General features: G+C 71.2%; 24 protein-coding genes. 14 read left to right on the top strand and 10 right to left on the bottom strand.

Annotated elements, in window-relative coordinates:
- Positions 1-88 precede the first annotated feature (88 nt).
- The 9 genes from Prum_RS01660 to Prum_RS01620 all read left to right on the top strand — a co-directional run bounded on the left by Prum_RS01660 (position 89) and on the right by Prum_RS01620 (position 7814).
- Complete coding sequence (locus Prum_RS01660) at positions 89-544, top strand: nuclear transport factor 2 family protein (RefSeq protein WP_173073345.1); 456 nt, start codon at positions 89-91, stop codon at positions 542-544.
- A gap of 41 nt (positions 545-585) precedes the next feature.
- Positions 586-951, top strand: coding sequence for a PH domain-containing protein (locus tag Prum_RS01655; RefSeq protein ID WP_173073343.1), 366 nt, complete (start codon positions 586-588; stop codon positions 949-951).
- Positions 952-1067: 116 nt separating this feature from the next.
- Complete coding sequence (locus Prum_RS01650; protein ID WP_173073335.1) at positions 1068-2087, top strand: substrate-binding domain-containing protein; 1020 nt, start codon at positions 1068-1070, stop codon at positions 2085-2087.
- Positions 2088-2168: 81 nt separating this feature from the next.
- A complete protein-coding gene (locus Prum_RS01645) occupies positions 2169-3167 on the top strand; it encodes an ABC transporter permease (protein WP_173073333.1) in 999 nt (332 codons plus the stop codon).
- A 29-nt stretch (positions 3168-3196) separates the two neighbouring features.
- Positions 3197-3940, top strand: coding sequence for an ATP-binding cassette domain-containing protein (locus tag Prum_RS01640; protein ID WP_218576947.1), 744 nt, complete (start codon positions 3197-3199; stop codon positions 3938-3940).
- A complete protein-coding gene (locus tag Prum_RS01635; protein ID WP_173073330.1) occupies positions 3937-4860 on the top strand; it encodes a TIM barrel protein in 924 nt (307 codons plus the stop codon). The genes Prum_RS01640 and Prum_RS01635 overlap by 4 nt, the downstream gene beginning before the upstream one ends.
- 12 nt (positions 4861-4872) lie before the next feature.
- Entirely contained in the window at positions 4873-5901 is a 1029-nt protein-coding gene (locus Prum_RS01630; protein ID WP_173073328.1) for a Gfo/Idh/MocA family oxidoreductase, read from the top strand.
- A 169-nt stretch (positions 5902-6070) separates the two neighbouring features.
- The gene (locus tag Prum_RS01625) at positions 6071-6757 is read left to right on the top strand and encodes a sugar phosphate isomerase/epimerase family protein (RefSeq protein WP_246277580.1); all 687 of its coding nucleotides are present in this window, start codon (positions 6071-6073) and stop codon (positions 6755-6757) included.
- Between the two features lie 4 nt (positions 6758-6761).
- Positions 6762-7814 carry a LacI family DNA-binding transcriptional regulator gene (locus tag Prum_RS01620; protein ID WP_173073326.1) on the top strand — a complete coding sequence of 351 codons (1053 nt, stop codon included), beginning with the start codon at positions 6762-6764 and terminating at the stop codon, positions 7812-7814.
- Positions 7815-8238: 424 nt separating this feature from the next.
- Here Prum_RS01620 and Prum_RS49065 read toward each other — a convergent pair whose 3' ends face one another.
- Genes Prum_RS49065 through Prum_RS01600 form a run of 4 tightly spaced genes read right to left on the bottom strand, consistent with a single transcriptional unit; the run spans position 8239 to position 12031 of the window.
- Positions 8239-9648, bottom strand: a complete 1410-nt coding sequence (locus Prum_RS49065; protein WP_246277579.1) for a serine/threonine-protein kinase — start codon at positions 9646-9648, stop codon at positions 8239-8241.
- Positions 9649-9708: 60 nt separating this feature from the next.
- Complete coding sequence (locus Prum_RS01610; RefSeq protein ID WP_246277578.1) at positions 9709-10488, bottom strand: ABC transporter permease; 780 nt, start codon at positions 10486-10488, stop codon at positions 9709-9711.
- An 8-nt stretch (positions 10489-10496) separates the two neighbouring features.
- Entirely contained in the window at positions 10497-11270 is a 774-nt protein-coding gene (locus Prum_RS01605; protein ID WP_173073321.1) for an ABC transporter permease, read from the bottom strand.
- Positions 11267-12031 carry an ABC transporter ATP-binding protein gene (locus Prum_RS01600; protein WP_246277577.1) on the bottom strand — a complete coding sequence of 255 codons (765 nt, stop codon included), beginning with the start codon at positions 12029-12031 and terminating at the stop codon, positions 11267-11269. The genes Prum_RS01605 and Prum_RS01600 overlap by 4 nt, the downstream gene beginning before the upstream one ends.
- 79 nt (positions 12032-12110) lie before the next feature.
- Here Prum_RS01600 and Prum_RS01595 point away from each other — a divergent pair, with 79 nt between their 5' ends.
- The 4 genes from Prum_RS01595 (at position 12111) to Prum_RS01580 (ending at position 17137) form a co-directional block, all read left to right on the top strand.
- On the top strand, positions 12111-13115 hold the full coding sequence (locus Prum_RS01595; protein ID WP_173073319.1) for an ArsR/SmtB family transcription factor: 1005 nt from the start codon (positions 12111-12113) through the stop codon (positions 13113-13115).
- Positions 13116-13187: 72 nt separating this feature from the next.
- The gene (serA, locus tag Prum_RS01590; RefSeq protein ID WP_345541621.1) at positions 13188-14411 is read left to right on the top strand and encodes a phosphoglycerate dehydrogenase; all 1224 of its coding nucleotides are present in this window, start codon (positions 13188-13190) and stop codon (positions 14409-14411) included.
- Positions 14408-15766, top strand: a complete 1359-nt coding sequence (locus tag Prum_RS01585; RefSeq protein ID WP_218576946.1) for an FAD-binding oxidoreductase — start codon at positions 14408-14410, stop codon at positions 15764-15766. Before serA ends, Prum_RS01585 begins: the two co-directional genes overlap by 4 nt.
- Before the next feature lie 60 nt (positions 15767-15826).
- Positions 15827-17137, top strand: coding sequence for an MFS transporter (locus tag Prum_RS01580; RefSeq protein ID WP_173073317.1), 1311 nt, complete (start codon positions 15827-15829; stop codon positions 17135-17137).
- Here the strand turns inward: Prum_RS01580 and Prum_RS49060 are convergent.
- Both Prum_RS49060 and Prum_RS49055 read right to left on the bottom strand, forming a co-directional pair.
- Positions 17047-18096 (bottom strand): hypothetical protein, encoded by a 1050-nt coding sequence (locus Prum_RS49060; protein ID WP_218576945.1) that lies wholly within the window; start codon positions 18094-18096, stop codon positions 17047-17049. The genes Prum_RS01580 and Prum_RS49060 overlap by 91 nt on opposite strands.
- Before the next feature lie 484 nt (positions 18097-18580).
- Positions 18581-19921: an ATP-binding protein gene (locus Prum_RS49055; protein WP_218576944.1), complete on the bottom strand. Its 1341-nt coding sequence runs from the start codon at positions 19919-19921 to the stop codon at positions 18581-18583.
- A 37-nt stretch (positions 19922-19958) separates the two neighbouring features.
- Here Prum_RS49055 and Prum_RS01570 point away from each other — a divergent pair, with 37 nt between their 5' ends.
- The gene (locus tag Prum_RS01570) at positions 19959-20309 is read left to right on the top strand and encodes a VOC family protein (RefSeq protein WP_173073315.1); all 351 of its coding nucleotides are present in this window, start codon (positions 19959-19961) and stop codon (positions 20307-20309) included.
- Here Prum_RS01570 and Prum_RS01565 read toward each other — a convergent pair.
- The 4 genes from Prum_RS01565 to Prum_RS01550 are packed head-to-tail and all read right to left on the bottom strand — an operon-like array spanning position 20275 to position 24321.
- On the bottom strand, positions 20275-21324 hold the full coding sequence (locus Prum_RS01565; RefSeq protein WP_173073313.1) for an LLM class flavin-dependent oxidoreductase: 1050 nt from the start codon (positions 21322-21324) through the stop codon (positions 20275-20277). The two genes, Prum_RS01570 and Prum_RS01565, sit on opposite strands and share 35 nt — an antisense overlap.
- A gap of 20 nt (positions 21325-21344) precedes the next feature.
- Positions 21345-21614 (bottom strand): hypothetical protein, encoded by a 270-nt coding sequence (locus Prum_RS01560; RefSeq protein ID WP_173073311.1) that lies wholly within the window; start codon positions 21612-21614, stop codon positions 21345-21347.
- Entirely contained in the window at positions 21611-23122 is a 1512-nt protein-coding gene (locus tag Prum_RS01555; RefSeq protein ID WP_173073309.1) for an FAD-binding oxidoreductase, read from the bottom strand. Before Prum_RS01555 ends, Prum_RS01560 begins: the two co-directional genes overlap by 4 nt.
- Positions 23119-24321: a (Fe-S)-binding protein gene (locus tag Prum_RS01550; protein WP_173073307.1), complete on the bottom strand. Its 1203-nt coding sequence runs from the start codon at positions 24319-24321 to the stop codon at positions 23119-23121. Before Prum_RS01550 ends, Prum_RS01555 begins: the two co-directional genes overlap by 4 nt.
- Positions 24322-24435 lie beyond the last annotated feature (114 nt).

The raw sequence follows: 24435 nt of genomic DNA, 5'->3' as shown, positions 1-24435 counted from the left end.
GTACTCATCGTTCCTTCGTCCGCTTGATATCCGGAGTGTCGACTCCATATAATCGGAGTCGACACTCCGGATCGTATAGGAGAATCCCATGGGTCGACCCCTTAGCCCGCGAGAGGTCTTCCTCGCACTCGTGAACGGCGTTGCGGAGGGTCGTTGGGACGAGCTTCCCTGGTTATACGCGGAGCAGACCCATGTCATGCACCCGTTCGACCCGCGTCGCGCCCCGGCGTTGCGTACCCGCGACGAGCTTCGCGAGCACTTCCGGCCAACCGGCGCCAGTCCTCGGCTGCACCGCCGGGCGGCCAACATCACCATCCACGAGACCGCCGACCCTGAGGTCATCGTCGCCGAGTTCGAGTATCAGGGCACCGTCGCCGACACTGGCGAGCCGTTCGTTCTGCCCGGCATCTTCGTGCTCCGCGTGCGCGACGGCGAGATTGTCAGCTCCCGCGACTACTTCGACCACCTCACCGCCGCTCGAATCCGCGGCCAACTCGACGGACTTGTCGCAGCTGTCAACGCGGCCCCCACCCCCTCGACCTGACTAACGGGCGGGGTTGGCGGTGCGCCGTTACCGTGGATCTCATGGCGCAGCAGGTTATCCACGATCGGCGCGAGCAGCTTCGACAGATCCAGAGCGGCTTGCTGGACGGCGAGGATGTCATCGCGGTGTACGACGCGGTCGGCACGGGGACCGGCTTCATCGGCCTGACGACGCGGCGTGTGATCATCCAGGACAAGTCGTTCATGGGTAAGAAGTTCGCGATCACCAGCATCCCGTACTCGAAGATCACGAGCGTGAGCGTGGTGAGCAACAAGTCGTGGGGCGGCGAGTTCTTCTCCACCGGCGCAATCGCGATCAACGTGGGCACGCACACGTACGAGGTGGAGTTCCGCGGCGCGCAGAAGGCGCACCACGTACACAATGTGATCTTGCACTACATCTCGTGATCGCCGCCCTGGTTCTTTGTCTTAACAAAGTGTTGACAAAGACTAGCACGTGCTAGTTACATGTGGCGAGCGCCACCAGGCGCGCTCCCCGAGAGGAAGTGAACCTCTTGCCTCATGTGACTACTTCTCGCAGCCGGTGGCGCCGGGTCGCCGCCGGCGTTGGTACCGCGGCCCTCCTGTTGCTCGCCAGCGCCTGCTCCGACACCGCTGAAAGCGCCGACGGGACGGGCCTCAAGGACGGCCTCGGCAGCCGCGCGCAGAACCGCGCGGCCTACTTCTTCACGTTCTACAACCCGAGTGCCGACGCCTTCTGGAACCAGATGGTCAGCGGCGCGAAGGACGCCGCGCAGCTGGGGCGCCTGACCATCACGGATCAGACCGCCGAGGGCGATACGGGCAAGATGACCGACCTCATCGGTGCGGCGATCGCGACCAAGCCGGCGGCGGTGTTCGTCCCGTTCAACGACCCGGCGTGGGAGAACGCGGCTTGTGAGGCGGACAAGGCCGGCATCGCGGTGTTCGCGTTCAACGTCCCGCCGGCCGATGCGGCGAAGAGCTGTGTCAAGGCATTCGTGGGACAGAACTTCTTCGAGGTCGGTGCGCTCGTCGGGGAGCGGCTGGTCAAGGAGGTCAGTCTCCAGGCGGGCGACAAGGTCCTGTGCCCGGCCGAGGAGCCGCAGCAGCAGTACGCCATCCAGCGCGGCGGCGGGGTCGAGTCGGTGCTGAAGCAGGCCGGCGTGAAGTGCACCTACCTGCGCACGTCCGGCGCCGACGAGCAGGCGCTCAACGCGCTGACCACGTGGCTGGGCGCCAACAAGGACGTCAAGGCCGTCGTCCCCCTCGGCGGTACGCCGCACCGGAACCTCGTCGCGGCGGAGGACGCGGCCGGGGTGAAGGCCCCCATCGTCGGCTTCGACACCTCGCCGCAGGTGATCGAGGGCATCAAGTCCGGGCGGATCATCGCCACCGCCGACCAGCAGGGCTACATCCAGGGTTTCCAGACCGTGATGCAGGCCGCGCTGTTCCTCGACTTCGGCCTGTCGCCGGCGAACATCAACTCCGGTGGCAACTCGCTGATCGACAAGTCCAATGTGGAGCTCTTGGAGAAGTCCGACCTCCAGGGCGTGCGCTGGTAGCGCACCGCGAGTGCGGGAGCGGGCCGGCCCTTGCCTCGGCCGGCCCACTCCACTGCCCACGACAAGAAATGTGAGAACGCGATGACCATCACCCTTGGGCGGCTCAAAGAGAACGCCTACTACCTGCGCGGGCGAGGCGCGCTCGAAATCAGCATCGTGTACGGCGCCATCCTGCTGGCGTTCGTCACGGCGGCGCTCGTCAGCCCGGCGGAGTTTCCGTTCCTCAACGAGAACAACCTCTCCGGCGTGCTCTCCCAGAGCATCCCGGTGCTGGGGATTCTGGCCATCGGGGCGGGCGTGCTGATGATCGCGGGGGAGTTCGACCTCTCGATCGGAGCCGTCATCGGACTGTCCGCGGTCGTCTTCATCCGGACCGCCAACGAGTACGGCTGGCCGATCGCCTTCGTCGCGGCCGTGGCGAGCGCGGTGGCCATCGCCGTGGTCAACGGGCTCATCGTCGTCCTGACCGGGATCCCCTCGTTCATCGCGACGCTCGGCATGGCGTTCTTCTGGACCGGCGCCAGCATCTTCGTCAACGGGCTGACCCCCGCCGTCTTCGCCCCGGGGGTGCGGACCGACACGCTCGTATCGCTCTTCGCCGGCGACTACGGCTACTTCCGGTCACAGATCGTCTGGCTGCTCCTGATCGGCGTCGCCGCGTGGTTCCTGCTGCACCGCCACCGCCTGGGCAACAAGATATACGCCGTCGGCGGCAACGTCGCGGCCGCGAAGGCGGTCTCGATCAAACCGAACGTGGTCAAGCTGCAGGCGTTCGCGTTCATGGGACTGATGACCGGCACCGCCTCGGTCCTCATCGCCGTTCGTACCTCGGGCATGCAGCCGGCGACGACGGAGGAGTACACCCTGCTGGCCATCGCGGCCGCCGTGGTGGGCAGCTGCTCGCTCACGGGTGGCAAGGGCACGATCTTCGGAATGATCGTCGGGGCGGCGCTGATCCGCACCATCGAGAACGGCCTGATCATCGGCAAGGCACCCGGCTTCTACGTGCAGCTCTTCGTCGGCGTCAGCATCGTGATCGCCGCGGTCTTCAACAAGCTCATGGAAGGCAAGGCGACGTGACCATGCCCGCACTCCTGGCGCTTCAGGGCGTGAGCAAGAGGTACGGTCCGAACACCGTACTCGACGACGTGTCCATCGAGATCGGCCGCGGTGAGGTCGTCGGCCTGCTCGGCGACAACGGCGCCGGCAAGTCGACGCTCGTCAAGATCATGTCTGGTGTCCTGTCGATGAGCTCCGGCAGCTACTACTGGGACGGCGAGGAACTCGGCCGCGTGACCCGGCCGGAGACCGAACGCCGAGGCGTGGAGACCATCTTCCAGGACTCCGCACTCGTGCCCACGATGAGCATCACCCGCAACATCTTCGCGGGGCGGGAGCTGACCAACCGCCTCGGCTTTCTCAAGCTCAAGAAGATGGACGAGATCGCCACCGAGATCCTCGACAGCGTCGTCAGCATCGAGGGCATCAAGAGCGCCAAGCAGCTCGTCGGTTCGCTGTCCGGCGGCCAGGCCCAGGCGGTCGCCATCGCCCGCGCCGTCCACTTCAAGCGCTCCCTGCTGATCCTCGACGAGCCGACCAGCGCGCTCGCCGTCCGGGCCACCGAGGCGCTGCTGAGCTACCTGGTGGCGCTGAAGGCGGAAGGGGTCAGCTCGCTGCTGGTCACCCACAACCTGCACCACGCGTACAAGGTCTGCGACCGGCACATCGTCATGAACCACGGCCGCAAGATCCTCGACGTCCGGCGCGACGAGACCAGCGTCGAGGAGCTCACCGCGGCCGTGGTCGAGGGGGCGGAAGGCGTACGGCGTCACCGGGAGGGCAAACCGCTATGACCGATCTGTCGAAGCTGCGGCTCGGCACCGCGCCCGACTCCTGGGGAGTGTGGTTCCCCAGCGATCCGCACCAGGTGACGTGGGACGCGTACCTGGACGAGATCGCCCGCGTGGGCTATGTCCACACCGAGCTCGGCCCGCAGGGATTCCTGCCCCAGGACCCCGTACGGCTCAAGGAGGAACTGGCGGCGCGCGGGCTCACCGTCTGCGGCGGCACCGTGTTCGCCGGCCTGCACAAGGGCAAGGAGGCGCTGGCGGCGGCGATCGTCGCCTTCAGCCAGGAGGCCCGCCTGCTGGCCGCGCTCGGCGCCGAGTACCTGGTCCACCTGCCCGAGCAGTACACCGACATGCGCACCGGTGCGGCGACGCAGGCCGGGGACATCGACCCTGAGCAGTGGACGAACCTGGTCACCGGTACCGACGTGCTCGCGAAGGTCATCTACGAGCAGTACGGCGTCAAGCTGGTCTTCCACCCGCACGTGGACACCCACGTCGACACCCAGGTCCGGATCGAGCGCTTCCTGAGCGACACCGACCCGGCACTGGTCAACCTCTGCCTGGACACCGGCCACGTCGCCTACTGCGAGGGCGACAACATCGAGATCATCGAACGGTTCCCCGAGCGGATCACCTACGTACACCTCAAGCAGGTCGATCCCGTGGTGCGCGCCCGCGCGCTGGCCGAGAACCTGCCGCTGTCGGACGCGGTCAAGCTCGGCGTGATGTGCGAGCCGCCGTACGGCGAGCCCGACATGCCGCCGCTGCTCGACGCCCTGGGCCGGCTCGACCGCGAGCTCTTCGCCGTCATCGAGCAGGACCTCTACCCGGTCGAGCCGCACATCCCGCTGCCGATCGGGGCCCGCACCGCCGGCTACTACGTCGGCTGTGGGCTCGGCCCGGTCCGCCGCTGGCCTTACTGAGAAAGGGAACCTATGAGCGGGAGCGTACGAGTCGGAGTCGTCGGCACCGGCATGATCGGCCAGGACCACATCCGCCGGATCACCCAGGTCCTGTCGGGCGCGGACGTCACCGCGGTCACGGACCTCAGCGCCGACCTGGCGCAGCAGGTCGCGGCCGGGCTGAAGGACGCCACCGTGCACGCCACCGGTCAGGACGTGATCGGGAACGAGAACGTCGACGCCGTCCTCGTCACCTCGTGGGGACCCACCCACGAGGAGTACGTGCTGGCCGGCATCGCCGCCGGCAAGCCGGTCTTCTGCGAGAAGCCGCTGGCCACCACCCAGCGGGCCTGCCGGAACATCATCGACGCGGAGGTCGCCGCCGGCCGCCGGCTGGTGCAGGTCGGCTTCATGCGACGGTACGACGACGCGTACCGCGGGCTGAAGAACGTCATCGAAGCCGGCACCATCGGTGCGCCGCTGATGTACTACTCCGGGCACCGCAACCCCGGCGTGCCGGACTCCTACACCACCGACATGGCGATCGTGGACACCGCGGTCCACGACTTCGACGTCGCGCGGTGGCTGCTCGCGGAGGAGTTCACCGGCGTCCAGGTGCTCGCGCCCCGGCGCAACCGCCACGGCGGCGACCTCCAGGACCCGCTGCTCATGATCCTCGAAACCACCTCGGGCGTGCTGGTCAGCGTCGAGACCTCGGTGAACATCCGCTACGGCTACGACATCCGCGGCGAGGTGGTCGGGGAGGACGGCACGGCCGCGCTCGCCGACCGGGGGCAGGTCGTCCTGCGCCGCGGGGGCACCGCGTCCGGCGCGGTGCCGCAGGACTGGCGCGAGCGCTTCATCGACGCCTACGACAGCGAACTCCAAGACTGGATCAACGCCGTCTCCGCCGGCGCCGGCGCGACCGGACCGAGCTCCTGGGACGGCTACGCGGCCCAGGTGGTCTGCGACGCCGCGGTGGACGCGCTGCACAGCGGTGAGCGGGTCGCGGTGGACCTGATCGAGAAGCCCGCCATCTACGCCGGAGGCCAGCACCCATGAAGATCGCACTTGACCCGTACATGTTCCGGACGACGCCGCTGCTGGAGCTTCCCGCGTTGGTGGCGGACCTGGGGTACGAGTACATCGAGCTCTCGCCGCGCGACGACTTCACCCCGTTCTTCCTGCACCCCGCGCGGACGACGGCACCGTCCGGGCGTTCAAGAAGGCGTTGGACGCGGCCGGTGTGCGGATCGCCTCGCACCTGCCGTTGTACCGGTGGTCCGGGCCGGACGAGGAGGAGCGGCAGGCCGCGGTGCGGTACTGGAAGCGGGCCATCCAGATCACCGTGGACCTGGACTGCCGGGTAATGAACTCGGAGTTCAACGGCCGGCCGGAGCAGGCCAGCCGCAGCGAGGGCATGTTCTGGCGGTCGATGGAGGAGCTGCTGCCGCACTTCGAGCGGGAGGGCGTGCAGTTGCGGCTGGAGCCGCATCCGGACGACTTCGTGGAGGACGGGTTGGTCGCGGTGGACATGGTGCGGGGGATCAACTCGCCGCTGGTGTCCTTCCTGTACTGCGCGCCGCACACGTTCCACATGGGCGGCAACCTGGTCCAGATCATGGAGCACGCCGGGCCGCTGATGACGCACCTGCATCTGGCGGACTCGTTCGACCACACCGCGTCGTCGGGGCTGCGGTACATCGTCAACCCGCCCGGTTCGACCGCGCGTGTCCATCAGCATCTGGACATCGGGCAGGGAGAGGTCGACTGGGCGGCGTTCTTCGGGACGCTGGACCGGCTCGGCTTCGCCGACGGCGCGGACAACGTCATGACCTCGTGCGTGTTCGCCTGGGAAGACCGTGCCCGGGAGTCGGCAACGTTCATGAGGAAGACCATCGACGAGCTAATCTGCTAGGGCTATGGGCAGCGACAACGCCGAATCGGCCGACGGAGGCCGGCGCCAGCCGACGATGGCCGACATCGCGGCGCATCTCGGCGTTTCCCGGCAGCTGGTCTCCCTGGTGCTGCGGGACGCACCGGGTGCCAGCGAGGAGACCCGGCGACGGGTCCGGGAAGCCGCCCGGCAGCTCGGCTTCAGCCCGCACGTCGGCGCCCGGTCGCTGCGGCGGGCGCGCAGCGCCGACCTCGGCGTCATCTTCGCGCCCGCCCACTCCACCGAGCTGGAAATCGTCGAGCACATCTACCCGGCGGCCGCGGCCCGCGGATACGACGTCATCCTGAGCGCGCAGACCGCCACGCGCAGCACCAACCAGGCGGTCGAGGAGCTGCTCGGCCACCGGTGCGCCGCCGTGATCGTCATCGGCTCCAACCTGGACCACGCCGGCCTGCGCGCGGTCAGCCGGCGCAGTCCGGTGCCGGTCGTCGACGTGGGCTACGGCAAGCGCAACGCGTACTACGACGTCGTGCGGTCCTCCGGAGACAAGGGGATCGCCGGCGTGGTGACCTACCTGGCCGAGCTCGGGCACGAGCGGATCGCGTTCGTGGATCCGGCCGCCATGCCAGCGGCGGTCCTGCGCCGCCGCGGCTACGACCAGGAGATCAACCGCCTCGGGCTGGCCGCCGACGTGCTGTCCCCGGCCGGCGACTACACCAGGGGCGACTACTTCGAGGAAGCCGGTTCGGCGGCGGCGCGGACGCTGCTTCGGCGTGCGACGCTGCCGTCCGCCGTCGTCGTGCCCAACGACCACGCGGCCGTCGGGGTCCTGCAGATACTGGTGCGAAACGGCGTACGGGTGCCCGAGGACATTTCGGTCACCGGGTTCGACGACGCCCCGATCGCGCGCCTGTCCTCGGTCGACCTGACCACCGTCCGGCAGGACCCCGAGCTGATGGGTGTCGCCGCGGTCGAAGCGGCCATCCGCCGGGTGAAGGAGCCCGACCTGAAACCCGGCGAAACCGTGGTGGAGACGTTCCTCGTCGTACGGGGAAGCACCGCCGAGCCCCGGTTCTAGCACGCTGGCGCTCGGGTAGGACTCCGATCGTGAAGACGACGTGGAGTCCAAAGGAAAAGCACGTCCAAGACGTGACCGACGCCAACAAGTAGATCTAGAGACGGTTTGGGTTTGGGGTCAGGCGGCGTCTGGGGTTTGTCCGGGCAGATATGCCCCGGCCCGCGTCACCTGCGGGCCGCATGCTCCCGCGGGCACCGCGCAGGTCGGCGGCTCGCTGGCGCTCGCCGAAACCCCCGACCAGCGCTGCCAGCCCCGTGGCACAAGACCCCAGGGACAACGGCCGAGCGCCGCCCGGGGACGGTGGTGTGCGTCGCCGTCTCCGCGTGCCCCCGATCAAGGGCTTGCCCGCCGATCAAGGGCGAACGGTCGTGGTTCGATCTCCCATCCACGACCATTCGCCCTTGATCGACGCAGAAAGCCTTGATCAGCCGTCGAGGGTCGGTACGCCGTTGACGCAGCGGATGTTCATCTTGACCGGCTGCTTGATCTTGAACCAGATCCGCACCAGGGCGGCGGGACCCACTTCGGCCTTCTGGACCGAATAGCCCTCCGCGGGCTCGAAGCTGACCGCGTGCGCCAGCGTGCCGACGCACTCCGCCACCACCGTGCCGCCCTCCGAGGTGAACGTCCGCTGCTCCGGGGCCGCGGTCGCGGTCGACTCGACCGATGTGGACGGTCCCGGTCCCGGCCCGCCGGGACCGGCCGGCGGCCCGCCCGTGGTCGCCGTCGCGCCGGGCCGGGTGGTGTCGCGGGTGCCGACGATCGGCGGCGAGCCTGGCCATGATGCTCGGGGCGGCGGCGTACCCGCGCCGGTGGGTGTCGCCGACGGATCGGCCGCGCCGCCATCCTGCGCCGATACCTCCGTCTCGGGGCCGCCCGTGATGCCGGCCGGGTCGGCGAGCAGGCTGGCGGCCGCCACGACGACCACCGCGGACACGGCGGCGATGGTCAGCAGCGCGGTACGGCGGCGGCCACGCTCGCGCGGGACGGCGACCGGGGGCGCGTCACCACCGGCGCCGACGCCGGCGAGGATCTCGGCGACCTGGGCCGCGGACGGCCGGTCGTCGGGCTCCTTGGCAAGGCACTGGCGGCACAGGTCGACGACCTGCGGCGGCACGCCCGGCAGGGACGGGAGCGGCTTCGGCTCGACGTACACGTGCGCCTTCAGCATCTGCGTGGTGGTCTCCACCTGCCACGGCAGCCGGCCGGAGAGCACGAAGTACAGCAGCAGGCCGAGGGCGTACACATCGGACGCCGTCGTGACGTCTCCGCCGGTCAGCCGCTCGGGGGCGAGAAAGGCGGGCGTGCCCACGTACCGGTTGTCCTCGTCCAGGTCGTCCAGCGGCCCCACGGCGGCCGCGATGCCGAAGTCGACCACCTTCGCGCCGGACGGGGTGAGGACCACGTTGGCCGGCTTGACGTCCCGGTGCACGAGCCCGGCGGCGTGCGCGGCGGCGAGGCCGCTCGCCACCTCCGCGCACAATCGCAGCGCCTCCGGTACGGGAATCGGACCGTCCGCGAGCCGGGACCGGAGCGTAGGACCGTGCAAGAGCTCCATCACCACGAACGGCACCGGCTGGCCATCCTCGTCCGGCGACTCACCGAAGTCGTACACGGCGGCGACGTGCGGATGCGAAAGCTTGGCCGCGGCCCGCGCCTCCGCCTGGATACGCAGGCGGGCGCCGGGATCCGCGGCGAGCGGGCCGGCCAGCACCTTCACCGCGACCTCGCGGCGCAGCACCAGGTCGGTGGCCGACCAGACCACCGACATGCCGCCTTGGCCGATCTGGTCCGCCAACCGGTACCGGCCGCCCAACAGTTGTCGATCCTCCACTCACGACAGTCTGCCCGACGCCGACCGGATTGACACATCCGGATCCCCGCCAGTTCGACACTAGAAGGTATCGAGGGAGGCGCGGCGGCGGCTTTCGGCCTCGAAGAACCGGAGCAGCACGGCGGCTAGCAGGGCGTACCCGATGGCGACCGTGAATTCGGCGCCCAAGGCGGGTGCCGCGGCGGCCAGCCCGTCGCCGGCGGTGAGCCGGCGGGCGGCCTCGGCGGCGTGGGTGATCGGCAGCAGCTGGCCGGCGATCCGCATGCCGGCGGGCAGGTGCTCGGCCGGCACGTTGACGCCGGTGAGCAGCAGCAGCCAGGCCACCGACAGGTTCGACACCAGCCAGACATCGCGGAACCGCAGCCCGATCGCGCCGAGCGTGAGGCCGAAGAAGGCGCAGGAGAGGCCGGCGATCGCGAGGGTCAGCAGCAGGCCGGGCAGGGCCGCCACCGGCAGCCGCAGGCCGAGCAGCAACGCGCCGCCGGCCAGCGTGAACGCGGCGACGAGGGCGCCGTTTCCCGCGTACGGCAGGGCCCGGCCGAGGAAGATGGCGGTACGGCTGCGCGGGGCGAGCAGCACGTGACCCAGGGTGCCGTAGCGGCGCTCGTTGGCCACCGCCATCGTGCCGCCGAAGACGCAGGACAGCGTCGCGGCGAGCACGGCGTTGCCGACGATGTAGAAGCGGTCGTCCGCGACGCCGAGCTGCCGGCCCAGGTACGCGAAGAAGAGGAGCTGGAAGAGCGGTCCCACGAGCAGGGTGCCGACGAACATCGGCGGGCTGGTCCAGTTGAAGAGCGCCCGGTAGGCGATCACGCCGCCGGTGCCGATCAAGCGAAGCACGGTGCCTCCTAGGCCAGGGCCAGGGTCGCGGCGGCGCGCGCCCGGCGTTCCACATAGGACATGCTGGCCGCGCCGAGCGCCAGGCAGACCAGGCTGATGGCGAGGCACATGGCCAGCGACGGCCAGACCGGGCCGGAACCGGTGACCGCCTCGCGCAGCGCCCGTGCGCCCCAGGTGGTCGGCAGCACGGCGGCGATCGGGGTGGTCCAGCCGGGCAGCACGGTGATCGGCACGAGCATGCCGGAGACCAGCCAGATCGGGTACTCCAGGGTGTTGGCGAGCGCGTTGGCGTTGCGCATCAGCACGAACGTCGCGGCCAGCAGCAGGCCGAACATGCCGAGGCCGATCACGCACGCCGGTGCCGCCACCGCGAAGCCGAACGGATCGGCGAACTCGAGCCGGATGCCGTAGAGCAGCCGGCCCCACAGCAGCGTGGCCACCATCGCGTACGTGCCGGTCAGGGCCGTGGCCAGCGTGATGGGCAGGATGACCAGCGCGGTCGGCCGCGGGGCCAGCACCAGCAGTTCCAGGGTGCCCTGCCAGCGCTGGTTCTGGATCGCCCCGCCGGAGCCGAACAGCACCGACGACCACACGCCCATCAGCCCGGCGCCGACGGCGGCTTCGAGCAGCCGATGCGGCTCGGTGCCGGCCCGGAACAGGTACACCGCCAGCGTCGCCTGCACCAACGGCACCAGCAGGGCGATGGTGATTTCCAATGTGGACCGGCTTTGGTGCTTCGCGTGCAGCAGGCCACCGACCGCGATCAGGCGCAGCGTGCTCATGCGGCGGCGCCCACGATCGCCACGTACGCGTCCTCCAGCGTGTCCGCGTCCCGCTTCAGTTCGGCCGGCGTGCCGAGCGCCCGGATCTGGCCGTCCGCGATGACCGCGACCCGGTCGCACAGCTCGTCGGCCTCGGCCATGTAGTGGGTGGTCAGCAGGACCGTCGTGCCGCCCGCGGTCAGGTTGGTGACCGTGCGGCGCAACTCGCGCGCGGCCACCGGGTCGACGCCGATCGACGGTTCGTCCAGGAAGAGCACCTCGGGGGAGTGCAGCAGCCCGCGCGCGATGTGCAGGCGCTGGCGCATGCCGCGCGAGTACCCCTCGACCCGTTCGTACTCGCGTCCGGTCAGGCCGACCAGCTCCAGCAGGTAGCCGATGCGTTCGCGCTGCTGGCGCGGCGGCACGGCGTACAGCTCGGCGAAGTAGCGCAGGTTGTCCAGGCCGGAGAGCCGGTCGTAGAGGCCGCGGTCGCCGCCGAAGACGTACCCGATCCGGCGGCGCACCTCGCGGGTCTGGGTGACCACGTCGAAGCCGCAGACCCGGGCCCGGCCCGCGGTGGGGATCAGCAGCGTGTTGAGCAGCTTGATGGTGGTGGTCTTGCCGGCGCCGTTGGGTCCGAGGAGCCCGAAGAGTTCGCCGCGCCGCACGGCGAAATCGATCCCGCGCACCGCCTCCACCTCGACGCGTCGGGGCCGCAGCCAGCCCGTCCTGCTCCGGTACGTCCGCCGCAACCCGTCGGCCTCGATCGCGTATTCGCCCATGGCCGGCACGGTAGGCAGGTTTGGCGGGGGCCGAAACGCATTCGGGATTCACCGAATCCTGACCCGTTAGGCTCTACCGGTGATTCGCATCGAGCTGGACGAGCCGACGCTGGCCCGTACGCGAATCGCGATCAGCCCGCTCAGCGAGGTCGTCTGCGGGCTCTACCTGCTGGACCGCAACCCCGAGGGCGTGCCCTGGCCGTACCAGCGGTGGGCCGCCCACGCCCGGCGGGTCCTGCGCACCGACCCGGCCACCGCGCCGCTCGACCTGTACTCCCGGCTGGGCTCCCGGTCGCCGGACTTCTTCTGCCCGATCCCGCCCTCCGCGGCTCCCACGATCGACGAGGAGCTGGCCGCGCTGCGCGCCACCCCGGTCGAGGTGATCGCGGACCAGTTGGCGAAGCACTATCCCGATGAGGTGCCCGGCTTCCTGGCGCCTTTCCGCGACGCGCCGGTGCGGGCGCTCGACCGGCTGGCCGGCGCGCTGCGGGCGTACTGGGACGCGGCGGTCGCACCGCACTGGCCGGCGATGCGCGCGGCGCTGGATGAGGAGGTGCTCCTGCGGGCGCGGGCGCTGGCCGCCGACGGGCCGGACGCGCTGCTGTCCGGCCTGCACGAGCGGGTGCGCTGGGAACGGCCGGTGCTGACTCTGGTCAAGCCGCTGGACCAGGCGTTCTCGGCGGTCGACCAGCGGCTGTTGCTCGTTCCGCTGATCTTCTCGCGGGGCGCGCTGATGTGCTCGACCGACCACCCCGACATCGTGAAGGTCACCTACCAGGCGCGGGGCGCCGCCGTACTCGCGGATGGTCCGCCGGACGCGGAGCCGGCGCCGGCCGACCGGCTGTCGCTGCTCCTCGGCCGCGGTCGGGCCGCGGTGCTGCGCGCCCTGACCACGCCGGCCAGCACGGCGGGGCTGGCCATTGCGCTCGGCCTGGCGCCGAGCACGGTCTCCGAACACCTCGCGGCGCTGCACGCCGCCGGTGTGGTGCATCGGCGGCGGGCCGGCCGGCGGGTCCTGTACGGCCTGGAGCCGGCCGGGGTGGCGCTGGTCACGCTGCTGACCGAGGACCGGGACGCCGCCTGACCGCCGCGGACGGCCCTGGCCACCCGGTTACGATCTGACCTGGGCTTTTCAGCCGAGGAGCCCGGGACTGAAATGGAAATCATGGTCGGCAACGACAAGATGCGCGCCCTGCTCCTGGAGAGCATCCACCCCGACGCCGTGTCGCGGCTGCATGCCGCGGGCTGCGTCGTCGAGTCCGTTCCGAACGCGCTCGACGAGGAGGAGTTGATCGAGCGCGTCCAGGGCGTACACCTGCTGGGTGTGCGGTCCAAGACGCAGGTGACCGAGCGGGTGCTGGCGGCGGGCGCACAGCTGCTGGGCGTCGGCGCCTTCTGCATCGGCACCGACCAGATCGACCTGGCGGCCGCCGCGCGGGCCGGGATCGCGGCCTTCAACGCGCCGTTCTCCAACACCCGCAGCGTGGTCGAGCTGGCGCTGGCCGAGATCATCATGCTCGCCCGCCGCGTGGTCGAGAAGAACGCCGCGATGCACGACGGCGTGTGGGACAAGGCCGCCACCGGCAGCCACGAGGTCCGCGGGCGGACGCTCGGCATCGTCGGGTACGGCAACATCGGCACCCAACTGTCGGTGCTGGCCGAAAATCTGGGCATGCGGGTGTACTTCTACGACACGGCCGACAAGCTCGCCCTCGGCAACGCCAAGCGCTGCGACACGCTGGAAGAGCTGCTGGAAGTGGCCGAGACGGTCACCCTGCACGTCGACGGCCGCCCCGGCAACAGCGGCTTCTTCGGCGAGGAGCAGTTCGCCCGGATGCGCCCCCGGAGCCTGTTCCTCAACCTGTCCCGCGGCTTCGTCATCGACTACCCGGCGCTGCGCCGGCACCTGCGGAGCGGCCACATCGCGGGCGCGGCGGTCGACGTGTTCCCGCAGGAGCCGAAGGGCCGCGGCGACGAGTTCAAGTCCGAGCTGCGCGGCCTGCCCAACGTGATCCTCACCCCGCACATCGGCGGGTCGACCGAGGAGGCCCAGGCCGACATCGGCGGGTTCGTGGCTAACAAGCTGGCCCAGTACGTCAGCGAGGGCAACACGACGCTGAGCGTGAACCTGCCGACGATCGCGCTCCCGCAGTCACCGCGGACGCACCGGATCGCCCACGTGCACCGCAACACGCCGGGCGTGCTGGCCCAGGTCAACAGCATCCTGGCCGAGCACACGGTGAACGTCGAAGGGCAGCTGCTGGCCACCCGCGGCGAGTACGGCTACCTGCTGACCGACGTCGGCGTGGACTACTCCGAGGACGTGCTCACCCGGTTGCGCGCGATGGAGCAGACCATCCGGCTGCGGGTCCTGTCGTGAGCGATTTGGAAGACGAACTGCGGGGGATCGTCGGCCCGTCGCACGTGCTCGTCGACGGTGACCTGCGGGCGCCGTACGAGACCGACTGGACCCGCCGCTTCACCGGCAGCGCGCGCTGCGTCGTACGGCCGGGCAGCACCGCGGAGGTGTCCGCGGTGGTGCGCGCGTGCGCGGCCGCGGGGGCCCCGATCGTCGTCCAGGGCGGCAACACCGGCCTGGTCGGCGCCGGCGTACCGGCCGGCGGCGAGGTGCTGCTCAGCCTCACCCGACTGGGCCGGATCGAACCGGTCGACCCCGTCGAGGCCCAGGTGACCGTCGAGGCCGGAGTGACCCTGGAGAAACTTCAGGCGCACGCCCGAGCCGCCGGGCTGGACTTCGGCGTCGACCTGGCCGCCCGCTCGGCCGCCACGGTCGGCGGGATGATCGCCACCAACGCGGGCGGCATCCGGGTGCTGCGCCACGGCAGCATGCGCGCGCAGGTCGCCGGGCTGGAGGCGGTGCTGCCCGACGGCACCGTGCTGACCCGGCTGACCGGACTGGCCAAGGACAACACCGGATACGACCTGAACCAGCTGCTCGCCGGCAGCGAGGGGACGCTCGCCATCTTGACCCGGGCGCGGCTCAAGCTCGTACCCCTGCTGCCGGCGCGGGTGGTGGCCCTGGTCGCGGTGGCCGGCACGGACGCGGCGTTGGACCTGCTCGCGGCGGCCCGCGCGCGGCTGGCGGCGCTGTCCGCGGCGGAGATCTTCTACCCGGACGGGCTCGACCTCGTCCGGTCCTACGCGAAGCTGCCCGCGCCGTTCACCGAGCCCGCCGGGGCGTACGTGGTGCTGGAGTGCGCGGGGCGCACCGACCCGACCGACGACGTGCTGGAGTTGCTGTCGACCTGCGACGCGGTCGAGGACGCCACGGTGGCCTCGGACCGCGCCGGGCTGGACCGGCTGTGGTCGTACCGGGAGGCGCACACCGAGGCGATCAGCGCCGCCGGCGTGCCGACCAAGCTGGACGTGTGCGTACCCCTCGGTGAGCTGTCCACGCTGGTCGCCGAGCTGCCCGGCGCGGTGACGGCGGTCGCGCCCGCCGCCCGCGCGATCCTCTTCGGGCACCTCAACGAGGGCAACCTGCACGTCAACGTGCTGGACGCGGGGGAGCGCGCCGAGGAGGTCACCGACGCCGTACTGCGCCTCGTCGCCGCGCACCGGGGCAGCATCAGCTCGGAGCACGGCGTGGGCCGGGCCAAGGCGCCGTGGCTGGCGCTGTCGCGTACCCCGGAGGAGATCGCGGCCATGCGCCGGATCAAGGCCGCCCTGGACCCGGCGGGCCTGCTCAACCCGGGTGTGCTCCTGCCACACTGACGTGGTTTTCCGTGGCCGGCACGGATGCCCGCCCGGTCGCCCCCGGGCAGGCTCGACCGCATGAACGACGTACGAACCGGCACCCGGTCCTGGATCGCCTCGGTCGGCAGAGTGATGCGGCAGCCGGTGCTGCGCCGCGTCCTGCCCGCCATGCTGGTCTCCGCCCTCGGCGACGGGATGAGCATGGTGGCCGTGGCCTGGCTGGCGGTGCAGATCGCGCCGCCCGGCCAGGCCGGTGTCTGGACCGGGCTGGCGGTGGCGGCGTACGCGCTGCCGGCCCCGGTGGGCGCGGCCCTGCTCGCCCGGTTCGTGCGCCGGTTCCGGGGCGCGCAGTTGGTCGCGGTGGACGCCGCGCTGCGGGCGGTCGCGCTGGGCCTGGTCGCGATCCTGGCCACCGCCGGGCTGCTGAACCCGATCGGGTACGTGGCGCTGCTCGCCGTCTCGTCGCTGCTGCACGCCTGGGGGAGCGCCGGGGCGTACACCATGGTCGCCGAGCTGCTCCCGGACGAGGACCGGGTGACCGGCAACGCGCTGCTGTCCACGTTCACGCAGGGTGCGGTCGTGGTCGGCCCGGCCCTGGCCGGCGGCCTGACCGCGCTGGTCGGTCCCGGCTGGGTGATCGGCGCCGACGCGGCCAGCTTCGCCGTGCTGGCGGCGACCTGCTGGGCGGTCGCCCGCCGCCGGGCCGCCTCGGTCCAGCGCCCCGCCCGGACCGCCGGTGGCTGGCGCACCATCGCCGGCCAGCCCCGGCTGCTCGGGCTGATCGCCGTGACCTGCGTCTTCTTCTTCCTCTATGGCCCGGTCGAGGTCGCGTTGCCCATCCACGTCGCCCACGAACTGCACGGCTCGCCGGGCCTGCTGGGCCTGTACTGGACGGTGTTCGGCATCGGCGCCACGCTGGGCGGTCTCGGCGCCGGACTGCTCCGGCACCGGCCGCCCTGGCTGGTGGTGGTCGGCATCATCGTCGGCTGGGGCGCCGCCCTGCTGCCGCTCGGGCTGACCGATACGGTCGCGCCCGGGCTGGTGGGGTTCGCGGCCGGCGGCCTGATCTACGGGCCGTTCACCGCGATCTGCACCGCGCTGTTCCAGCGCGGCACCCCACCCGAGGCGTTGAGCAGCGTCCTCGCCGCCCGGTCCGCGCTCACCATCCCCTCCACCGCGCTGGGTACGTTGCTGGGCGGACCGGTGGTCAGCGCGATCGGCGGCCGCCCCACCCTGCTGCTGTCCGCTCTGCTCACCATCGCTCTCGGGGCGTCGGTGGCGGGTGTGCTGGGATACCGCTACCGGACGGCCATCGGCGCCACACCGAGCCCGGCGAGCGCGGCCGCGCCCAGCTCACTGCCGGCGAGCGCCAGCGTGCGCGCCCACTGATAGCGGCAGCCGGCGGCGTCGAACGCGTCGGCGGTGGCCAGCAGCCGCGGCAGGTCACCGTCGAGCAGGGCCTCCGCCCGGTCCACCTGGGCGCTGGCGACCGGGTTGCCGGCGACCGTGGCCCGGGCGGCGGCGATCCGGTCCCGGGCGGCCGGGTGCCCGGCGAGCACCGCCGCCTCGGCCCGCAGCGCCACGTACCAGTGCAGCCAGATCCAGGTGACCCACTTCCACACCTCTTCCGGCTCCGGCGCGACCCGCTCCAGCGCGGCCGCCGCGTCCCCGTGGTGGAGCAGGACCATGGCGTCGAACGTGGCGGCGTAGCCACCGGGGTTGCCCGCCGGCCGGGCCAGCTCCGGCAGGGCACGCAGGTCGTCCACGACGGCCAGCCACTCGGCGCGGGCCGACCCGTCCGCGCGCAGGCCGTGCACCATGGCGACCGCCGCGGCGGCCGGGGCCAGGCCGGACGACGGTTGCCGGCCGTTGCGCCGCCACCCGTCGAGGAAGCGCGCGCCGCCGGCGAGCACCGCCGGCACGTCACCGGCGAACGCGTCCGCGACCAGCAGCCACCGGACCGCCTGATGGCCAACCTCGGCCAGCAGCGGGTGCTCGGCGAGCTGGCTACCCCACCGGCGGGCGCCCGCCAGGTCCCCGACCCCGAGGCTGGTCTCGGTCGCGGACACGAGCGCGTCGATGAGCTCGTGCGTGCTGGCCGGCGTGACCGGCACCGAGGAGAGCAGCGCCACCCGGCGCCGGGCCGTCGTGGCGGTGCCGAACGTGTCGCCGGCCCAGCTCTGCGCGGCGGTGAACGCGTCCAGCGCGACCGTCTCGGCCAGCGGGTCGCCGGTCCGCTCGGCGAGGTCGACCGCCCGCTGAGCGCTCGCGAGCGCGTACGGCACGTCGGTGTCCGGGCTGCTCTGGATCCCGCCGAACACGTCCGCGAGCACCCCGGCCTCGGCCACCGCCAGCGCGGCCAGGGCGGCCGGGTCGTCGCCGGCCAGCTCCTGGGCCGCGGCCAGCAGGGCGGTCGCGTCCTGCGCCGAGGGAGCCGCGTGAACGCGCCGGAGAACCGGTACGCGGTGGTGACGGCCGTCGCCAGGTCACCGGCGGCGCCGGCGGCGTCCCCGGCCCGGCGGGCGGCCTCCCCGGCGGCACGGTGCAGGCGGTACATGTCGTCGCCGAGCATCCGGCACCCGGCCACACCGGCGGCGTGCCGCAGCGCCGCCGCCGCGGCGGCGGGATCGGCCGCGAGCGCGGCCGCCTGCTCATACCGCAGCTGGGCCTCGCCGAGCAGGTTGCGGTTGAAGGTCAGCTCGGCCAGGTTCACAGCGATTTGGTACGCGCCGGCGCGCTGCTCCTCATGGTCGGCAGCCCAGGTGAGGGCGGCCCGCAGGTCGTCGGCGACCGCGTCGAACCGGGCCCGCCAGTCCGCGCGTACGCCTCCCGTCAGGAGTGCCGCGCCGGCCAGGCACCAGCCCAGGTGCCGGAGCGCACCTCGGCCAGCTCGCCGGCCTCGGTGAGCCGCTCGGTGCCGTACTGGCGGATGGTCTCCAGCGCCTGGTACCGGGTGCCCGCCGCGGACATCGTCACCGCGAGCAGGCTCTGCTCGGCGAGGCGGGCCAGCGCATCGGTGACCGCCGCCGGCGCCAGCGGGGCGAACCCGGCCACCTCCGCCGCCGACTCGGTGGTGAACGGCGCGACGAACACCGACACCCGCCGCAGCAGCGCCCGATCCGCCGGCTCCAGCAGGTCGTGGCTCCAGTCCAGCACCGCCCGCACCGACCGGTGCCGGTCGTCGGCGCGGGGGCCGCCGGCGAGGATCCGGAGCTGGTCGGACAGGCCCGCGGTGAGGCCGTCCAGCCCCAGCGTGGGCCAGCGCGCCGCCGCCAGCTCGATCGCCAGCGCCATGCCGTCGAGCCGCTCGCAGATCTCGGCGATCCGGTCGGGTGCCGCCGGATCCGGCGCGAAGGCGACCGCAGCCGCCCGGTCCATGAACAGGGCAACCGCCTCCGACTCGCCGCCGCCGGCCAGTGACAGCGGCGGGACCGGAAAGACCCGCTCGAACGGCACCACCAGCCGGGCCCGGCTGGTGGCGAGCACCCGCACCCGCGGGCACGCCGCGAGCAGCCGTTCCAGCAACGGCGCCACCCCGTCGCGTACGTGCTCGCAGTTGTCCAGCACCAGCAGCGCCTGCCGCTCCGCCAGCGCGGCCAGCACCGCGTCGTCGATGCCGCGGCCGGGCTGCTCGCCGATCCCGACCGCCGCCGCGACCGCCGCCCCGACCCGCGCCGGATCGGTGATCGGGACCAGGTCGACGAACCACACCCCGTCGGCGAAGTCACCGGCCGCCTCCGCCGCCACGGCCAGCGCGAGCCGCGTCTTTCCCACCCCGCCCGGACCGACCGCCGTCACCTGCCGGTGCGTCTTGACCGCCTCGCCCAGCCCCGCCCGCTCCCATATCCGGCCGACGAACGTCGTCAGCGGCGCCGGAAGGGCGACCGCCGGCCGCGTCCGCTCGGCGCGGGCCAGCTCGGCCGCGCGCCGCGACAGCGCCCGCCGATCCGGCAGCTCCAGCTTGCGCAGCAGCGAGGAGACGTGGGACTCGACCGTGCGCACGGAGATGAACAGGCGCGCGCCGATCTCGGCGTTGCTGAGGTGCTCCCCGAGCAGCGCCAGCACCTCGGCCTCCCGAGCCGAAACAGCCGGACTGGACATCGGCTCATTATCCGTGGCCGCCTCCGTGGCCAACACGGATGTGGACCGCACCCGGCCGGGAGACGCTGTCATCAGCACACCACGACAACCGGACCGGAGGAACCAAATCATGACCTCAGCCATGCGACTCGTCGTCTTCCCGACCAAGGACCTCGACGGGGCGAAGAAGATCTTCAGCACGCTGCTCGGCACCGACCCGTACATCGACGGTGAATACTACGTCGGCTTCCGCGTCGACGGGTTCGAGGTCGGTCTCGACCCAAACGGGACGGACGGGCCGATCTGTTACTGGAACGTCGACGACATCGAGGCCAGCGTGCGGTCGCTGGTCGAGTCCGGCGCGACGCTCGACGAGGCGGCGCACGACGTCGGTCGCGGGCTGCTGATCGCCAAGGTCAAGGACGCGGACGGCAACGTCGTCGGGCTCAGGGGAAAGCCGGCATCACCTCGTCGTGGATGAGCTGGAGCTGGTCGTTGACCGACGCGACGTTGTCGAGGTCGCGGCCCATCAACGCCTTCACCAGTGCGGCATCGGTGATCGCGAAGATCAGGTGGTTGACGCCGGCGTCGACGATCTGGCTGCGGAGCTTGGCCACACACTCCTCCGGCGTGCCCGCCACCGACAGCCGCTCGGCGATCTCCGGCCGGGTGAGCTCGATGGCGCCGGCCAGGTCGCCCTTGCCGAGCGCGTCGATGACCGGCTGCAGGTCGGTCGGGTCGACGCCGTTGCGCTGAAGTTGCTCCGCCGGCATGGACGACGCGTACAGACCCACCATGCTGCGCGCGGCCTCCTTCGCCGCCGCGGAGTCGCGGCCGATCGAGAACACGATCCAGGCGCCGATGTCCAGCGACCGCCAGTCCCGGCCGGCCCTTTCGGCGCCCTTGCGGACGTTGGCGACCAGATAGTCGTACGCCTCCCGGGTGTAGCTCAGCGCGTGGTGTACGCCGTCGGAGACCTCGCCCGCCTTGCGGAACGAGCGCGGCCCGCGCATCGCGCCGAGCAGCAACGGCAGCCGTTGCTGCACCGGCCGGGCGAACGTGAACAGGCCGGTGTACTTGTAGAACTCGCCCTCGAAGTTGATCGCTCCGTCGTCCAGCAGCGTCCGCATCACGTGGTGGGCTTCCAGCGTCCGGGCCAGCGGCCGGACCTGCGCCCAGTCGATGTGGTACTGCGCGAGCAGTCCGAAGTTGCCGCACGAGATGACGCATTCGGCGCGCCCGCCGGTCAGCTCGTCGAGCGTCGCCACCGCCTGCACGATCAGCGTCGGCTCGCGGAGCACGACGCCGGACAGACTGGGTCCGAACCGGATGTTGGTGGTCTTGTCGGCGGCCGCGGCGAACAGCAACCACATGTCCTTGTGCCAGGTCTCGTCCGCGGCGTAGCAGCCGTAGAAGCCGAGCTCGTCCGCCTTCTTGATGGACTCCATCGAGTCCGCGAGCGGGTAGTCGGGAAGCATCACATAGCTGAACCTCATCGAATCCTCACTCTCCGCCCCTAAGGCTCGTCCTCCATCAGCTCGTCGCCGGAGATCAGTTCGTCGCCGGAGATCACCGAGTCGGCCCAGTGGGCGTGCATCCAGCCCAGGTGCTCCCACCGGCTCTCGACGATGCGTCGGGTGTCCCACGCCGGGAAGTCGTGCTGCCGTACGTGGTCACGCATCAACGCGGGATCCACCTCGTAGATGTGCTCGAAGCGTTGGACCACGGCATCGTTGATCCGCCGCGGGTCCGGTGGACGCTGCGCCGAGAACAAGAATCCGATCACGGCTCATCACCCTCGTACGCCTGGTCGAGCAGGTACTTGCCCGGGTTCATGATGTTGAGCGGGTCGAGCACCCGCTTGACCTTCTTCATGACCTCCCAACCTCCGCCGAGTTCCTCGGGTACCAGGTCGACCTCGCCCGCGCGGCAGGCGCCGTGGCAGGCGCTGATCGACCCGCCGTACGCGATCGCCACGGCGGCGATGTCGCGCTTGGCGGTGACCCACGCGTCCCACGCCGCGTCGTCGAGCTCCTGCTCCCAGATGCCGACGTCGATCTCCGTGAGGTAGTCGCCCCACGGCTTGAACGCGCCGTTGGTGTAGGCGAACATGCCCCAGTCGTCGAAGATCCGGAAGCGGTCGCCGAGCCGGGCGACGATGTCGTGCCACTCGCGGCGGACCTGCGGCAGCTTCGACCAGTTGATCGACGCGTCCTCGCAGTGCCAGCTCATCGGGACGACCTGCCCGTCGCGCAGCCGCCCGTGCAGCGGCGTCGCGTACCGGTCGTGGCGCGATGCCCAGTCGCCCTGCGAGATCTCGTCGCCGAGGTAGGCGCCGCCGGTCTGCGTACCGATCCGCAGCAGCCGCTTGGCACCCGGACGCACCTCGTCGGTGGTGCCGTACATCGCGGTCGCGACAACGCACCGGACGTCGTCGGGCTGCGGGATGTACGCCTCGTCGTCGCGGCGCAGGTAGTCCAGCTTCCACTCGTCGAACAGCACGACGCCGGCGAGCGTGGCCAGCCCCGACTTGGCGAGCGCGCCGGTGGAGCGCCACGCGGTCTCGTAGTCGGGGTAGGAGAAGAACGCCGCGAACTCGGCCTCCGGGCGCGGCACCAGCTCCAGGACCGCCTCGGTGACGATGCCCAGCGTGCCCTGGTGGCCCATGAACAGGTGCTTGAGCTGGTAGCCGGTGGAGGACTTGCGCACCTTGCGGCCGCCGCCGTCGCCGACCCAGATCAGTTCGCCGGTGGGCAGCACGATCTGGAAGCTGATCACGAGATCGCGGGTGTGCCCGTACCGGCCGCCGATCAGCGACCAGCCGCTGGTGCCGATCCGGCCACCGACCAGTGAGCACGGGTACGACGCCGGGTCGTCGGGATAGATCACGCCGTGCTGCCGTAGCTCCTCGTTGAGCTTGAGCATGTTGATGCCGGGCTGCACGGTCACCGTGCGGTCGTCGAGGTCGATCTCGAGGATCTTGTTCATCAGCTTGACGTCGACGAGGATGCCGTGCCGCAGCGGTACGGCGCCGTCGGTGAGCCCCGTCCCGCCGGCGCGCGGCACGACCGGGATCCGGTGGCGGTTGGCCAGCTTGACCACCTCGGAGATCTGCTCGGCGCTGGTCGGCAGCACGACGACGTCGGGCACGTGCTCGGCCCACCGGTGCACCGGGAACGGCGCCGGCACCCGCGCCCGGTTGACCCGGGAGGATCGGTCGGTGAACACGTTGTCGGGACCGCAGATCCCGACCAGCTCGTCGATGACCGGGTCGGTGACGAGAGTCGCGGTCATGGCGTGTCCTCCAAGCCCGCGGACAGCGCCACGATCTCGAGCAGATCCATCACCTCGAGCGGCTGGTCGAGCTTGCCGCCCTGCTCGGTGAGTGGCCGCTCGGACCACACGCAGGCGCTGACCAGAGTGTCGACGCCGAGGCCGCCGGCCTGTTCGACCCGGCGCCGGCTGATCTCCGCGGTGAGGTCGGGGCGCTCGATCGACAGGCCGCCGCCGGCGCCCGAGCAGTACGACCACTGGGTGACGTGGTCGACATCCTTGAAGGTGAGGCCCGGGATCGCGCGCAGCACCTCGCGCGGGGCCTCGTGGATGCCCTTGCGCTTGTTGAGCCGGCAGGCATCGTGGTACGTGACGACCCGCTCGACGGGGCGGGTCAGCGCCAGCCTGCCGGTGCGGATCAGCTCGGCGAGCAGCTCGACGAAGAGCACGATCTCGAAGTCGTACTCGTCGCCGAAGTAGCTCGGGTAGTCCTCGGTGAACGAGATGTAGTCGTGCGGGTCGAACACGATGATCCGTTTGGCGCCGACCGCCCGCCAGTCCTCGACGTTGTGCCGGGCGAACTCGCGGGCCCGCTCGGCGTACCCCATCTCCGCTGCCGGCCCGCCGCAGCACCACTGCTCCCGCATCAACCCGAACTCGACGCCGGCCGCCTGCAGGATCCGTGCCGCGGCACGCGGCACCGACGTGCGGTGGAACGCGCCTTCGCAGTCGCAGAACAGGATGGTCTCGCCGCCCACGGGAAGATCGAGCCCGGCCGCCCAGTCGCGCACGTGCTCCTGGCTGACCGGCACGTCGCCGAGGACCGGCTCGGACTTCTGCCGGTTGGTCTCCTCGACCCAGCGCTGCCACCCGGGCTGGTGGATGCCGGAGTCGACGGCCAGCGCACGGACCGCCTTCACCAGTTGCACCGTACGGGTTCGGAAGCGGTAGAAGTCACCGGTGAACAGCGTGTTGGGGCAGCGCAGCTCGCAGGCGCCGCACTGGGTGCAGTGCACGTAGTCGCGGGCCACGTCCTCAATGGACAGCAAGCCCTTCTCCATCGCCACGACGTTCGCGTGGAACGCGGTAGGGGTGTGCACTTCGTTGCGGGTCACCTGCGTCACGGGGCAGACCTCGCGGCAGAACTTGTGGCCCGAGCTGTAGCAGTTGTACGCGGCATTGCGCCACTGCTCGACGAATTCGCGTTCGGTCGAAGACATCGTCGTCCTCCCTGGTCGCGCAATCCATCGTGCCTCGCGGGCCGCTGGCCAGTAAAGAGGCGCGTCACGGGTGGGACAGCTGAGGCGGCTGGGGCATTGCCGATCAACACACTT

It is taken from the genome of Phytohabitans rumicis, assembly GCF_011764445.1.
Lineage (GTDB): Bacteria > Actinomycetota > Actinomycetes > Mycobacteriales > Micromonosporaceae > Phytohabitans > Phytohabitans rumicis.
The sequence above is the reverse complement of the archived record's forward strand: the minus strand, read 5'-3'. Positions and strand labels throughout refer to the sequence as shown.

Excerpts from the sequence above, each read along its gene's own strand:
- Prum_RS01660 (WP_173073345.1), top strand. The coding sequence starts at position 89 with ATGGGTCGACCCCTTAGCCCGCGAGAGGTCTTCCTCGCACTCGTGAAC.
- Prum_RS01655 (WP_173073343.1), top strand. The coding sequence starts at position 586 with ATGGCGCAGCAGGTTATCCACGATCGGCGCGAGCAGCTTCGACAGATC.
- Prum_RS01645 (WP_173073333.1), top strand. The coding sequence starts at position 2,169 with ATGACCATCACCCTTGGGCGGCTCAAAGAGAACGCCTACTACCTGCGC.
- Prum_RS01635 (WP_173073330.1), top strand. The coding sequence starts at position 3,937 with ATGACCGATCTGTCGAAGCTGCGGCTCGGCACCGCGCCCGACTCCTGG.
- Prum_RS01630 (WP_173073328.1), top strand. The coding sequence starts at position 4,873 with ATGAGCGGGAGCGTACGAGTCGGAGTCGTCGGCACCGGCATGATCGGC.
- Prum_RS01620 (WP_173073326.1), top strand. The coding sequence starts at position 6,762 with ATGGGCAGCGACAACGCCGAATCGGCCGACGGAGGCCGGCGCCAGCCG.
- Prum_RS01605 (WP_173073321.1), bottom strand. The coding sequence starts at position 11,270 with ATGAGCACGCTGCGCCTGATCGCGGTCGGTGGCCTGCTGCACGCGAAG.
- Prum_RS01600 (WP_246277577.1), bottom strand. The coding sequence starts at position 12,031 with ATGGGCGAATACGCGATCGAGGCCGACGGGTTGCGGCGGACGTACCGG.
- serA (WP_345541621.1), top strand. The coding sequence starts at position 13,188 with ATGGAAATCATGGTCGGCAACGACAAGATGCGCGCCCTGCTCCTGGAG.
- Prum_RS01580 (WP_173073317.1), top strand. The coding sequence starts at position 15,827 with ATGAACGACGTACGAACCGGCACCCGGTCCTGGATCGCCTCGGTCGGC.
- Prum_RS49055 (WP_218576944.1), bottom strand. The coding sequence starts at position 19,921 with ATGACAGCGTCTCCCGGCCGGGTGCGGTCCACATCCGTGTTGGCCACG.
- Prum_RS01570 (WP_173073315.1), top strand. The coding sequence starts at position 19,959 with ATGACCTCAGCCATGCGACTCGTCGTCTTCCCGACCAAGGACCTCGAC.
- Prum_RS01565 (WP_173073313.1), bottom strand. The coding sequence starts at position 21,324 with ATGAGGTTCAGCTATGTGATGCTTCCCGACTACCCGCTCGCGGACTCG.
- Prum_RS01555 (WP_173073309.1), bottom strand. The coding sequence starts at position 23,122 with ATGACCGCGACTCTCGTCACCGACCCGGTCATCGACGAGCTGGTCGGG.
- Prum_RS01550 (WP_173073307.1), bottom strand. The coding sequence starts at position 24,321 with ATGTCTTCGACCGAACGCGAATTCGTCGAGCAGTGGCGCAATGCCGCG.